This window comes from Bacillus thuringiensis (genome assembly GCF_022095615.2).
Taxonomy (GTDB): Bacteria; Bacillota; Bacilli; order Bacillales; family Bacillaceae_G; genus Bacillus_A; species Bacillus_A cereus_AG.
Window position 1 is genome coordinate 1,731,355 of the sequence record NZ_CP155559.1, and the last position, 12,825, is coordinate 1,744,179.

The following is a 12,825-nucleotide window of genomic DNA, read 5'->3' on the forward strand; positions in this document are numbered from 1 at the left end:
TTACTTTATGTAAGTAACTATATAATTTTATTTTTATTTCGTCAACATAATAGTTTGACAGTTGAAGGTATTTGTCATAATGAAAGCAATTGCATATAATACATAATAAGAATAATGAATGGATATTCATTTTTTTGAGATACATAATAGAGTTGGGGGCTGACGAAATGAACGTACAGGAAAGTTTCGTTACGGCATTGGATGGATCGGAAATTTATTTACGCAAGTGGTTACCAGAAGGTGAACCAAAAGGGATTATTCAAATTGCACATGGGATGACAGAACATGCAGGTGTTTATACAGACTTTATTGCTGCGTTATTAGAAGCGGGGTATGGTGTTTATGCACATGATCATAAAGGTCATGGGAAAACAGTGAAAAGAGAAGAAGATTATGGTCATTTTGAACCAAATGTAGGTTGGAGTAAGGCTGTATCTGATGTTATTTTTGTATCAGAAACGATAAGAAAAGAGCAGACATGCCCGTTATTTTTACTTGGACATAGTATGGGTTCTTTTTTATCACGACGTGCTGTACAACTGAAAGGTGAATTATATGATGGATTCCTTATTTCAGGAACTGGTGGAAATCCAGGGATTTTAGGAAGTATCGGTCATAAAGTAGCGACAATTGAGATGAAATTACGCGGGGAAAAAACGAAAAGTCCGATGCTAAACTTTTTATCTTTCGGAAACTTCAATTCACATTTTAAACCAAATCGTACAAAATTCGATTGGTTATCTTCAGATAATAATCAAGTTGATAAATATATTGCGGATCCGTTATGTGGATTCATTTGTACGACGAGTTTTTATCGAGAATTATTTTCTGGTGTATTAGAAGTAAATAAACTAGAAGCGTTCAAGAAAACACCGAAAAACCTTCCAATACATATTTTTTCAGGAGATCGTGATCCTGTTGGGGATATGGGGAAAGGTGTAAAAGAAGTATATGAAAACTATAAAAAATGTGACGTGAAAGATGTAACACTGCGTTTATATGAAAATGGCAGACATGAAATGTTCCATGAAGTAAATCGAGATGAAGTATTTCAAGATTTGATTTTATGGCTAGATAAGCATATTGTATGAGAAGAAACCTCACTTTTTTGAAGTGAGGTTTCTTTAAGGAGATGGAGGAATAGTTATGAGTGAATTTGTAAATAAAGAATATGTAGAAATAGATTTTCAAGATGTTTTGATTAAAGAAGAGGAATTGAAAAATTGTACTTTCATAAAATGCCGTTTTAGAGGGATAGATGCATCAGAAGTTTCTACTGAAAATTGTAATTTCATAGAATGTGATTTTACCGGTGCTCTTTTTAACGCTTCTATCCATCAAGGAACTACATTTGCAAATTGTAAGTTTGTTGGTGCGAATTTATTCGTATCCAAGTTTGAAGAATGTAAAATGACTGGTTCTGATTTTGAAGAAGCGAATTTAGACGGAATAACTATAATATCGGGCGATTGGTCATATACGAATTTAAGGTTTGCGAACTTAAGTAAACAAATGTTAAAGGGTATACGTTTAATTGAAGCTGACCTATATGAATGTAATCTAGAAAAAGCAGATTTACGTGAAGCGGATTTAACAGGTGCAATATTAAGTAAGGCGAAACTTAGCGGTGCAGATTTAAAAGGGGCGATAGTTGATAGAATAGATTTTACAAGTTTTAATTTAAAAAATGTGAAATTAGATATAGCGCAGGCAGTTGCAGTAGCAAGATGTTATGGGGCTAAGGTGAACTAAATTGTTTGTAAAACCGTTCAAATTGCTGAACGGTTTTACAAATTATAATAGATTTAAAAATTACTTTCTATATAAGAAGCTATTTCATTAGCAAGAATCGATGTTAATAGTGTAGATACATTGCTTAAAATGATGATTGTAGCCTCTTTGTCAATTAATCGTAAATAGGAGGACGTAAAGCCGTTAATTCCGCCGTGATGGAATATAAGTTTATTATTTTTTTCAGTCATAGCAATATTCCAACCGTAACCATATCCGTAAGATTCTGCAGTAAACATACGAGACGTCATCATACTTGATAATAAGCGATTTTTTTTTAGCGCTTTATCAAATTTATATAAATCTTCGGCTGTAGAAACTAATCCACCAGCTGAATATGAATTGGACATATGAATAAATGCTGCGTTCTGTAGGCCGTGATTTGGATGTAACTCATACCCAGTTGCTTTATGTTTTTGAATGAAATGATTCAAATCAACACCTGTGTTTATTATAGAGAGTGGGTAGAAAATCCTCTTTTTAAGAAATTCCTCATAAGACATGCCACTTATAACTTCAATAATTTTTCCTAGTATAATATAACCTGAATTCGAATAATTGAATGTTTCACCAGGTCTAGATTCAAAGGGACATGCAATAATCCATTGTATTAATTCATCCGGTGTTCGAGGCTGTAAAGATTGTAATAAAAAGTCATGTTGAGCAGTAATATTACCGACTCCAGCAGTATGATTTAATAAATGCTTGATCATAATTTGATTTCCGTTTGGGAAATTTGGAATGAATCGATCTAAAGTATCATGTAGCTGTAATTTTTCTTCTTCCACAAGCATTAAAATTGAAACTGCTGTGAAGATTTTAGTTATGGATCCGATACGAAACTTCGTTGTAGATGTATTAGGTATGTCCCAATTATAATTAGCTTTTCCAAATGATTGATTATAAAGAGTCTCTTCTTTATGGGCTATTAAAATTGTTCCGTTAAATTTTTCGGCATTTTTATATAAGAATGAATTGATATATGAATTTAACAAATTTCAGGCACTCCTTTAAATGTTGGAATATTCGTTACCTGAAATGGAATCCAACGGCATAGGCAATTCCCCCTAAATGAAATGTTTTTTAGCATACTTTTCTATTTTATAATGCAATTAATATAAGAAGCAAGTTGATTTAAAGACTATGAAAATAACGGTTTTTAAATTGCTTTTCGGAATGTTTGAGTAGTTCATATTTTGAAGGTGGTGGGAAACAATTATGAGAGTGAGAAAATTGATAGTAATTGAAGCTGGTGAAATCAGTGAACTTGCACTACATCTAAAAGCAACAGATACCTATTCAAATAGTAGTATAATAGTGAATGAGGTGTTAATAGGATGGAAGATAAAACATTAGGTTTACTATTAGATGTTGTTGGGGAATTATTTTCAGATGAAATTTCGATTGCTGTATCGAATACGAAAGAATATATATACTATCGGCCAAGTAAACGAATTGATTTAAAGATTAGCGCCGGTGATCCTATAAAGGAAGGCACGATTGCTCATAAAGCAATGGTGACGAACCAAAAAACTTCTGAGTTTATTAACCGGGATGTTTTTGGTATTCCTTATCATGGTATGGCCGTACCATTCTCAAATAATGGAAAGCTTGAAGGTTGCGTGACAGCTATTTACCCAGCTTTAACGGATGGAAAGTCAGTCGTTACTTTAAAAACAACGGACGGTTGGATTCCGGTCCCTTTTTCAAAGGTGATGTATTTAGAGGCGAAAGATAAAAAGACGTATGTGAATTCAGAAGAGTTAACAGGCACACATAAATACTCTCTGCAAGAATTCGAATACTTGCTTCCGAAAGATTCATTTATTAGATGCCACCGTGCCTTTATTGTAAATGTTAATCATATTAAAGCGATTTATCCTGATACGCATTCTACTTTTGTACTTTCGATGGATAACGGAGAGAGGGTACCAGTTAGTCAATCATACGCCAGTTATTTTCGTAAGCTTCTAGGATTCTAAATTATTCTGCTTTAGAACCTAGATTCGCTGTTTTATCTGAATTTTCGGCATTGTATACTGAAATCCCTATTTGGATACTGTTAAAGTGTAAAATAATTATGAATATTCACAGGGAGAGGGATTACATATGGAGAATAATTTGGATAGAATTAGGGATCAACGTCTGAAAAATCGCGTAGTTACACCTGAAGAAGCAGCTTCATGGATTGAAAGTGGAATGACTTTAGGCTTAAGTGGGTTTACACGTGCAGGTGATGTGAAAGCAGTCCCATTTGCGCTTGTAAACCGAGTTAAGAATGATAAATCTTTTAAAGTAAATGTTTATACTGGTGCCTCTTTAGGTTCTGATGTAGATAAATTATTTGCGGAAGCAGGAATTTTAAGGAAAAGATTACCCTTCCAAGCTGATGCGACTATGCGAAAAGGAATTAATAACGGAGACTTTTTATTTGTGGATCAGCACTTATCTCATACAGCAGAGTTACTTCGTGCTGACGTTATGGATATAGATTTCGCTATTTTGGAAGCGGTTGGGATTACTGAAGACGGAATGATTATTCCAACGACTTCAATTGGAAATTCCTTAGCATTTTCCTTAAATGCTAAGTCCATTATCATTGAAATGAATATGGCTCAATCCGCGCAGCTAGAAGGGCTACATGATTTATATGAACCAGGTAAACAAGGGGAAAGGCTACCAATTCCGCTCGTAAAAACGGATGATCGAATTGGAACAATTGGCATTCCGATTGATGTTGAAAAAGTGAAAGGGATTGTGTTTACGAACCAACTGGACTCACCATCGACAATTGTTCCTCCGGATGAAGAAACTGTTATTATGGCACAGCATTTAATAGAGTTCCTTCGAAAAGAAGTAAAAGTAGGTCGATTAACAAATCGTTTAGCACCGCTACAATCGGGAATTGGTTCAGTGGCCAACGCAGTTCTTCATGGAATGTTAGATTCCGAGTTTGAAGATTTAGAAGTGTATTCTGAGGTGTTACAGGATGCGGTCTTTGATCTTATGGATGCTGGGAAAGTCAATTTTGCTTCCTGCTGCTCAATTACGCTTTCTGAAGAGAAAATGCAACAAGTATTTTCCAATTTTGAAAAATATCGTGCCAAATTAATGATGCGCCCGCAAGAGATTTCTAATCACCCTGAAATCATTCGCCGCCTTGGATTAATCTCGATTAATACGGCTTTGGAATTAGATATATACGGAAATGTTAACTCTACTCACGTTTTAGGCACAAAGATGATGAATGGTATTGGTGGTTCTGGTGATTTTGCGAGAAATGCACGTCTAGCTATCTTTGTTACTAAATCGATTGCAAAAGGTGGTAACATTTCAAGTATCGTTCCTTTCGTTTCTCATGTAGATCATACGGAACATGATGTAGATGTTATCGTCACTGAACAAGGGTATGCTGACCTAAGAGGATTAGCGCCAAGAGAAAGAGTGGAACTAATTATTGAGAATTGCGTACATCCAATGTATCGTGACCAGCTAAGAGCTTATTACGAAGAAGCACAAACAAGAGGTGGACAAACTCCTCATGTTTTAGAAAAAGCTTTTTCTTGGCATACGAATTATGCTAAAAATGGAACAATGCTTGAAGGGGTAGTAGAAACTGTTTAGAAGTGCAAAAATGATTCTTAATATAATATGCTATAAAGGTTAAAAGAAAAAGAACGCCAATTTTCAAGAATGGCGTTCTTTTTCTTTTAATAAATTGTTACCTATTCTGAAGAATTATAAAAGTAACCTCTTATTTACGGAAATAAGAGGTTTTTTTAATTACTTTTCGAATCATTTTAATAGGTTACATATTGAAGGTGAGGAGAAAGCATCATGAAGATAAGAAAAGCGTTATTAAGTGAAGCAAATGAATTAAGTGAACTCGCATTACACTCAAAAGCAACGTGGAAATATAGTGAAGCATTCATACTTGCTTGTAAGGAAGATTTAACAATTACAGAAGAGTACATAAATAATAATTTTGTATATGTTTTAGAAAACGATAATACGAAGATTGGGTTTTTCACATTTTTACGTAATGATAAAGCTCTCGACTTTTTATACATTCATCCTCGTTACAAAGGGAATGGATATGGCAAAATAATGTGGAAGTTTGTAATAGAGCAAGCAAATGAACTAGGAATAAAAAGTTTTACGATTGATAGTGATCCGAATGCAAAAGGGTTTTACTTGAAGATGGGAGCAAAATTAATCGGGGAAACACCATCAACGGTTTTTAAGGGGCGATTACTACCTCTTTTGAAATATGATGTGTAAAACAATTAATAGTAGGAGAAGCTGAAAATGGATGACGTAAAGGCAAAAAGAATATATGAAGCACTAATAAAATCGTGGTCGATTGAAACAAGTTCAAAGTGGACTCTTGAAAATCCAGCAAAGGGACAGTGTGGTGTAACGGCTTTAGTCGTTCAAGATATATGCGGAGGAAAAATTAAGAAGACAAAAATAGGGGAGGTGTGGCACTTTTATAACTGTATAAATGGACAGAGGTTGGATTTTACAGAGACTCAATTCAGTCGGAAATTGAATTATTTGGATGAGAAATCAAATCGAGAAGAAGCATTTGCAGATACAAATGAAAAACAATATAGCATTTTGAAGAAAAAGATAATGAAAGAATTCAAATTATCTTTTGACTCTTAATCTTTAATAAGTTACTATAATGGTGGTAACTTATTAAAGGGAACTTCATAGAGTTGAAAGGGGAAATACTTTTGAAAACAACTTATGTAAACGCTACAATTGTAACGATGAATGAACAAAACGAAGTGATGGAAAATGGATATATCATTGTAGAAAATGATCAAATTATAGATGTAAAGAGCGGAGAATTCACTAATGATTTTGCAGTAGATGAAGTAATTGACATGAAAGGAAAGTGGGTTTTACCAGGGCTTATAAATACACATACACATGTTGTAATGAGTCTCTTAAGAGGTATTGGCGATGATATGTTATTACAGCCATGGCTGGAGACGAGAATTTGGCCACTGGAAAGTCAGTTTACTCCAGAGCTTGCGGTCGCTAGCACGGAATTAGGATTACTTGAAATGGTGAAAAGTGGTACAACATCATTTTCTGACATGTTTAATCCAATTGGAGTAGATCAAGATGCAATTATGGAAACGGTATCAAGGAGTGGAATGCGAGCTGCTGTTTCAAGAACTTTATTTAGCTTCGGAACGAAGGAAGATGAAAAGAAAGCAATTGAAGAAGCTGAGAAATATGTGAAGCGTTACTATAACGAAAGTGGCATGTTAACTACGATGGTTGCACCGCATAGTCCATATACATGTTCTACTGAACTGTTAGAAGAATGTGCACGTATTGCAGTAGAAAATCAAACGATGGTTCATATTCATCTTTCGGAAACAGAGCGTGAAGTACGTGATATTGAAGCACAGTACGGAAAGCGTCCAGTCGAATATGCAGCAAGTTGTGGGTTGTTTAAACGCCCAACAGTTATTGCACACGGTGTAGTATTAAATGAAAATGAGCGTGTATTTTTAGCAGAACATGATGTTCGAGTAGCACATAACCCGAATAGTAATTTAAAACTAGGTTCTGGTATAGCGAATGTAAAAGCGATGCTAGAAGCAGGAATGAAAGTAGGAATTGCAACAGATAGTGTTGCATCTAACAACAATTTAGATATGTTTGAAGAAATGCGTATAGCGACTTTACTACAAAAAGGTATTCACCAAGATGCAACAGCGTTACCAGTTGAAACTGCTCTTACACTTGCGACTAAAGGAGCTGCTGAAGTAATCGGCATGAAACAAACAGGATCACTTGAGGTTGGAAAGTGTGCTGATTTTATTACGATTGACCCATCTAATAAGCCGCATTTACAACCAGCAGATGAAGTATTATCGCACTTTGTATATGCAGCTAGTGGAAAAGATATAAGCGATGTAATTATTAACGGAAAACGTGTCGTTTGGAATGGTGAATGTAAAACGTTAGATGAAGAGCGTATTATATTTGAAGCAAGTCGTTATAAACGAGGTTTACAAAGATAGGTATTTGAAAAAGCTATCCTTTTTTAAAAGGATAGCTTTTTTTCTGGAACGAATAAATATTCAAAAGAATGTCGCATCTTTCTGTTCATATTTCTGCTATAATATATAACGCTTTATAATATTTTATACTTAAGGAGAACAATTCATGAAGCGAAAAAAGAGCCATTTAATGGTAATGGCACTTGTTACAACTTTATTATTAACAGCTTGTAATAATAAAGCGAATAAAAGTGACACTGAGGCAAAAAAACAAGTATTAAATGTAACAGTAGCAGAAGAAATTCCTTCTCTTGATACTGCGAAAACAATGGATGGTACATCAACACACGTTATGCAAAACATATTTGAAGGTTTGTATGTATTAGATGATCAAGATCAGCCTATTCCAGCAGTAGCAAAATCGTTCCAAAGAAGTGAAGATGGTAAAAAATATACATTTAATTTGCGTAAAGATGCAAAATGGTCAAATGGAGACAGTGTGACAGCAAATGATTTTATATTTGCATGGAAACGTGCAATTAATCCTGAAACAGCGTCTCAATATGCGTACATGCTCTTTCATGTGAAAAATGCGAAAGAAATTAATAAAGGAACAATGCCTCTTGATAACCTTGGCGTTAAAGCAATAAATGATTATAAGTTAGAAGTGGAACTCGAACAGCCAATTCCGTATTTTTTACAGTTGTTAGCACTGCCGATATACTTACCACAGCATGAATCATTTTTGAAAGAACAAGGAAAGAATTATGCATTGGAACCTAGTAATCTCATATATAACGGGCCATTTGTATTAGAGAAATGGAAGCATGAACAAGAGTTTCAATTAAAGAAGAATGCTACATATTGGGATCAAAAGAAAGTGAAATTAGACGAGATAAACTTTCAGATTGTAAAGGATACAATGACGGCTGTTAATTTATACGAAGCTGGTGATTTAGACCGGGTGCCTATTAATTCTCAATTTGTAGACAAGTATAAAGGGAATAAGGAATTACATATGTCGAGTGATCCTGGAATTGCTATGCTACGTTTTAATGAGAAAAATAGTGCGTTAGCAAATAAAAAGGTGCGTCAATCTATTTCATTAGCGTTAAATAAAGAGGACTTTGTTGCTAACTTTATTAATAATGGGGCAAAATCTGCAAGCGGACTTGTACCAGTTGGTCATGTAAACGAAGAGACTGGTAAAGATTTTAGAAAAGAAAACGGAGATCTGTCTTCATATGATTTGCAAAATGCAAAAAAGATTTGGAAAGAAGCGAAAAAAGAGCTTGGAGTAGAGCAAGTAAACCTCGAGTTTTTAACGTTTGAACAAGATAATGCAAAACGTATGGCAGAATATATAAAAGGTGACTTAGAAAAGAATTTGCATGGATTAACGATACAAATTAAACAACAGCCATTTAAGCAAAAATTACAGTTAGAACAAACCGGGGATTATGATATAACTATGGCAAATTGGGGACCTGATTATAAAGACCCAATTAGTTATTTAGAGCTATTTACGACGGGTAATCCAAATAATAAAATGAATTACTCTAATGCTCGTTACGATGAATTAATAAAGAAAGCGAAAACTGATTTTGTACTAGAACCAGAGAAACGATGGGGAGCATTGCTAGAAGCTGAGCAAGTATTATTAGAAGATGCAGCTGTAGCACCGCTGTATCATATTGGTTCAGCATATGTACAAAAGGATTACGTAAAGGGAATTGAAAAGCATCAATTTGGTGGTGTTTATACTTATAAGAATGCTTATATAATTAAGGAGTAAAAGAGAAAGGCTAAGTGCTTTATATAAGTACTTAGTTTTTTTGTATTTTCAGTATAATAGATATGGTTACTGTGTTTATGTATACTAAAGTATGATTTTTGTTGAGAAAGTTTAAAATTCTTAATATTCTATTTTTATTCTTTTGTAATTTGTTATACTTATATTAATTTTAAGTAAAGGGGAGAATAAATTCCATGAGTATAGACGTGGTTACAATGGAAGAAATGAAAAAATTGCTTCATGGGTGGAATTGTGAAATTCGTTTGAGAAATATAGCAAAAGCAAAACAACATAAGGAAACTATTGAGTACTAGATACTATTAAGGATCTAAATATAAAGTTACATTATGCACTTATTAATTTAAGATATAGTTTGCTTTTTGATGAAATAAGTGGAGTTAAAGAAAGTTTTTGGATATGTAAAAGATTACTCACAGCAAATAGCTTCTCAGTTTTATGAGAAAAGAAATGAAAAAAAAGCTGGAGAGTATTATCACATAGCATATCAAGCAGAGAAAACACTAAATGAAAGAGGGGCATTAAAATGAAAAAAATTGGGGTATTAAGTTTGTTAGCAGTTCTTACGCTATTAAATGTGAATGTATTTAAAGATACACAACAAGTTAAATCAAGTATTACATCTCAAACTGAAATTATTCAATACTCCGAACATGGTACAGGTTGGTAAAAACTTAAAAAATATAATGTTATTTATCCCTATTAAGTAAAGACCTTCCTAGCTATAGGAAGGTCTTTACTTAATAATAGAGTCTATTAAACCGATTTTAATAAAGAATAAAAATTCGTATCATATGGAATATCATCTTGATACATATAATTTTTTAGAACTCCTTCTTTTTCAAAACCTAATTTTAATAGAACTTTATTGGAAGCCTCATTTTCAAGAAATACAATTGCCCCGATACGCTTTAAATGAATGGTATGGAAACCGTATGATATAACCTCAGAAACAGCTTCAGTAGCATATCCATTTCCCCAGTGTTCAGGAAGAAAGGCATAACTTATATTGGCTCGTTTATGCTCAGAAGACCAATCATGAAACCCGATTGTTCCAATGAGTTCTTTCTTGTCTTTTAATTCGATTCCCCATTTTATACCGCTTCTTGCATTGTAACTGAGCTTAAAGTTATGAATGACTTGTTTTACTTGATCAACATCTTGTAATGGTTTTTGGCCATAATAGCGCAGTACATCAGTATTAGAAAAGCATTGTAGTATACCCGGTGCATCTTCTTCGGTAAGTTCTCGTAAAATGAGTCGGTCGGTTTTCAATATAGGAAACATGCTTTCACTCCATTTCTTCTGAAACTAGAATGTGTTGTTATTATATAATGTAATCTGAAAATAAAGATTATTCAAGAGGGAAGTATGGTTTTGATTTGTGATAAAATTAATTGTGGAATATATTTCAAAAAGAGGTTTGTATATGGAGAAAAACTCAATTTTAATTGTAGATGATGATCAAGATATTGTTCGATTTGTTAACGCGAATTTAATGCAAGAAGGTTTTAAAGTTTTTAGTGCTCATAATGGAGAAGAGGCTTTAGAAATAATAAATAATAACAGTATTCAACTTGCTATTCTGGATATTATGATGCCACAAATGGATGGTATAGAATTGTGTAGAAGAATTAGAGAGAAACATAGTTTACCAATTATGTTTTTAAGTGCAAAATCATCGGACTTAGATAAAGTCGTTGGATTTAGTACTGGAGCAGATGATTATATTGTGAAGCCGTTCAGTACAATTGAATTTATAGCGAGAGTGAAAGCTCAATTAAGAAGGTATACATATTTCAATCAAAATGCTGTCCAAGGAATAGAAAAGAAAATAAACATTAGAGGTCTAGAAATAGATGAAGTGTCTAGAACAGTAATGTTATATGGAGAAACCATCAATCTTACGAGAACTGAATATGATATTTTGTACTTAATGGCCGCTGCAAAGAATCGTGTATTTACTATTGAAGAAATATATGAGAGCGTTTGGAAAGAAAGGGCCTATGAAAGTAATAATACAGTAATGGTTCATATTGCAAGATTAAGAAATAAAATTGAAGAGAATCCAAAAGAGCCGAAGTTTATTCAAAATGTTTGGGGAGTCGGATATAAAATTGAAGATTAAATCATTCCAAGGCATTAGAGCTAAGTTTTTTATCGCATTCATATGTAGCATCTTATTAGCAACTGTAAGTATAATAACGTTTCAAATATTAATTGGAAATATATATGGTCAAGTTACCGAATTAGAGAAAAAATATTCATTTTTATATTTAATAGCTTTTTTAACTTTTACTACAATATACTTTGCATTCATGACAAAAACAATGATGAAAAGATTATCTGAAATTAACAAGAGTGTGAAGCAAATAAGTAGTGGTAATTTTGAAATACATATACCTATTTCAAAAAATGACGAGATTGGTGAATTAGCAGCGAATGTTAATAGAATGGCTAAAAGTTTAAAAGAGTCTATCGAAAATGAAAAAAAATCGCAGGAAATGAAAACTGAAATGATTAGTAATATTTCTCATGACTTACGAACACCTGTAACATCTCTAATCGGTTACGCGGACCTGTTAGGAAATCAGCTTCATTCAAATAGAGAAGAATGTGAACAGTATGTAAGTATATTAAAGCGAAAAAGTTATGAATTAAAAAATCAAGTAGATGATTTATTAGAGTATTGTCAAATAAATTATAGGGAGATTGAATTACATAAAAGTGTAGTAAATATGAAAGCGTTCATTGAACAAATCATGATTGATTTTGTACCACAACTAGATGATGCCGATATGAGCTTTTGTATTAATGGTGATAAGGAGTTACATGTGGAAATGGATGTAGCGCTTATGGTGAGACTATTCGAAAATGTAATTAGTAATAGTATTATGTACGGGAAAGACGGAAAGGAGATTTTTATTCAAGTTTCTAAAAGAGGTATGAATGTTGAAATAGAAATTAAAAATTTTGGACAATGCATTTCAAATGAGAGCCTTCCTTACGTTTTTAAGAAGTTTTATCGTGGTGAAAAATCACGTAGCTCTCATACGGGTGGAAAAGGAATGGGACTTGCAATTGCGAGAAGTATAGCAGAGCTTCATAAAGGGGATATCACTGTGTGCAGTAACGAGAAAGAAACTGTTTTCACCACCGTTTTACCGCATTATCAGGAATTGTAAGAAAGTCGTA

13 protein-coding genes are annotated in these 12,825 nt (G+C 33.4%); 11 read left to right on the forward strand and 2 right to left on the reverse strand.

The features are described from left to right. Positions 1-167 precede the first annotated feature (167 nt). Both KZZ19_RS08995 and KZZ19_RS09000 read left to right on the forward strand, forming a co-directional pair. Positions 168-1,091 (forward strand): alpha/beta hydrolase, encoded by a 924-nt coding sequence (locus KZZ19_RS08995; RefSeq protein WP_237981404.1) that lies wholly within the window; start codon positions 168-170, stop codon positions 1,089-1,091. 55 nt (positions 1,092-1,146) lie between these two features. Continuing rightward, positions 1,147-1,752, forward strand: coding sequence for a pentapeptide repeat-containing protein (locus tag KZZ19_RS09000; RefSeq protein WP_088095988.1), 606 nt, complete (start codon positions 1,147-1,149; stop codon positions 1,750-1,752). Positions 1,753-1,805: 53 nt separating this feature from the next. Here KZZ19_RS09000 and KZZ19_RS09005 read toward each other — a convergent pair whose 3' ends face one another. Continuing rightward, positions 1,806-2,786 carry a serine hydrolase domain-containing protein gene (locus KZZ19_RS09005; RefSeq protein WP_237981403.1) on the reverse strand — a complete coding sequence of 327 codons (981 nt, stop codon included), beginning with the start codon at positions 2,784-2,786 and terminating at the stop codon, positions 1,806-1,808. 342 nt (positions 2,787-3,128) lie between these two features. On the opposite strand from KZZ19_RS09005, the gene KZZ19_RS09010 reads away from it, so the two are divergent. From KZZ19_RS09010 to KZZ19_RS09040, 7 genes are all read left to right on the forward strand, one after another. Next, positions 3,129-3,773, forward strand: a complete 645-nt coding sequence (locus KZZ19_RS09010) for a LytTR family DNA-binding domain-containing protein (RefSeq protein ID WP_088095990.1) — start codon at positions 3,129-3,131, stop codon at positions 3,771-3,773. Positions 3,774-3,900: 127 nt separating this feature from the next. Then, on the forward strand, positions 3,901-5,415 hold the full coding sequence (locus KZZ19_RS09015; RefSeq protein ID WP_088095991.1) for an acetyl-CoA hydrolase/transferase family protein: 1,515 nt from the start codon (positions 3,901-3,903) through the stop codon (positions 5,413-5,415). A gap of 213 nt (positions 5,416-5,628) precedes the next feature. Then, positions 5,629-6,072 (forward strand): GNAT family N-acetyltransferase, encoded by a 444-nt coding sequence (locus KZZ19_RS09020; RefSeq protein WP_088095992.1) that lies wholly within the window; start codon positions 5,629-5,631, stop codon positions 6,070-6,072. Between the two features lie 27 nt (positions 6,073-6,099). Then, positions 6,100-6,459 carry a YunG family protein gene (locus tag KZZ19_RS09025; protein ID WP_237981402.1) on the forward strand — a complete coding sequence of 120 codons (360 nt, stop codon included), beginning with the start codon at positions 6,100-6,102 and terminating at the stop codon, positions 6,457-6,459. Between the two features lie 53 nt (positions 6,460-6,512). Further along, on the forward strand, positions 6,513-7,838 hold the full coding sequence (locus tag KZZ19_RS09030) for a bifunctional S-methyl-5'-thioadenosine deaminase/S-adenosylhomocysteine deaminase (RefSeq protein WP_237981401.1): 1,326 nt from the start codon (positions 6,513-6,515) through the stop codon (positions 7,836-7,838). Positions 7,839-7,983: 145 nt separating this feature from the next. After that, complete coding sequence (locus KZZ19_RS09035) at positions 7,984-9,612, forward strand: peptide ABC transporter substrate-binding protein (RefSeq protein WP_088095995.1); 1,629 nt, start codon at positions 7,984-7,986, stop codon at positions 9,610-9,612. 544 nt (positions 9,613-10,156) lie between these two features. Further along, on the forward strand, positions 10,157-10,300 hold the full coding sequence (locus tag KZZ19_RS09040; RefSeq protein ID WP_170930128.1) for a hypothetical protein: 144 nt from the start codon (positions 10,157-10,159) through the stop codon (positions 10,298-10,300). 86 nt (positions 10,301-10,386) lie between these two features. On the opposite strand, the gene KZZ19_RS09045 is transcribed toward KZZ19_RS09040, so the two are convergent. Further along, the gene (locus KZZ19_RS09045; protein ID WP_237981400.1) at positions 10,387-10,917 is read right to left on the reverse strand and encodes a GNAT family N-acetyltransferase; all 531 of its coding nucleotides are present in this window, start codon (positions 10,915-10,917) and stop codon (positions 10,387-10,389) included. Between the two features lie 142 nt (positions 10,918-11,059). Between KZZ19_RS09045 and KZZ19_RS09050 the strand changes: the two genes are divergently transcribed. Together KZZ19_RS09050 and KZZ19_RS09055 are read left to right on the forward strand one after the other, a co-directional pair. Next, positions 11,060-11,758, forward strand: coding sequence for a response regulator transcription factor (locus tag KZZ19_RS09050; RefSeq protein ID WP_237981399.1), 699 nt, complete (start codon positions 11,060-11,062; stop codon positions 11,756-11,758). Then, positions 11,748-12,815: a sensor histidine kinase gene (locus tag KZZ19_RS09055; RefSeq protein WP_140392421.1), complete on the forward strand. Its 1,068-nt coding sequence runs from the start codon at positions 11,748-11,750 to the stop codon at positions 12,813-12,815. Before KZZ19_RS09050 ends, KZZ19_RS09055 begins: the two co-directional genes overlap by 11 nt. Positions 12,816-12,825 lie beyond the last annotated feature (10 nt).

What these genes read in the sequence shown, in the direction of transcription:
- KZZ19_RS09025 (WP_237981402.1), top strand. Translation starts at nt 6,100, where the DNA reads ATGGATGACGTAAAGGCAAAAAGAATATATGAAGCACTAATAAAATCG.
- KZZ19_RS09000 (WP_088095988.1), top strand. Translation starts at nt 1,147, where the DNA reads ATGAGTGAATTTGTAAATAAAGAATATGTAGAAATAGATTTTCAAGAT.
- KZZ19_RS08995 (WP_237981404.1), top strand. Translation starts at nt 168, where the DNA reads ATGAACGTACAGGAAAGTTTCGTTACGGCATTGGATGGATCGGAAATT.
- KZZ19_RS09050 (WP_237981399.1), top strand. Translation starts at nt 11,060, where the DNA reads ATGGAGAAAAACTCAATTTTAATTGTAGATGATGATCAAGATATTGTT.
- KZZ19_RS09020 (WP_088095992.1), top strand. Translation starts at nt 5,629, where the DNA reads ATGAAGATAAGAAAAGCGTTATTAAGTGAAGCAAATGAATTAAGTGAA.
- KZZ19_RS09010 (WP_088095990.1), top strand. Translation starts at nt 3,129, where the DNA reads ATGGAAGATAAAACATTAGGTTTACTATTAGATGTTGTTGGGGAATTA.
- KZZ19_RS09040 (WP_170930128.1), top strand. Translation starts at nt 10,157, where the DNA reads ATGAAAAAAATTGGGGTATTAAGTTTGTTAGCAGTTCTTACGCTATTA.
- KZZ19_RS09015 (WP_088095991.1), top strand. Translation starts at nt 3,901, where the DNA reads ATGGAGAATAATTTGGATAGAATTAGGGATCAACGTCTGAAAAATCGC.
- KZZ19_RS09045 (WP_237981400.1), bottom strand. Translation starts at nt 10,917, where the DNA reads ATGTTTCCTATATTGAAAACCGACCGACTCATTTTACGAGAACTTACC.
- KZZ19_RS09035 (WP_088095995.1), top strand. Translation starts at nt 7,984, where the DNA reads ATGAAGCGAAAAAAGAGCCATTTAATGGTAATGGCACTTGTTACAACT.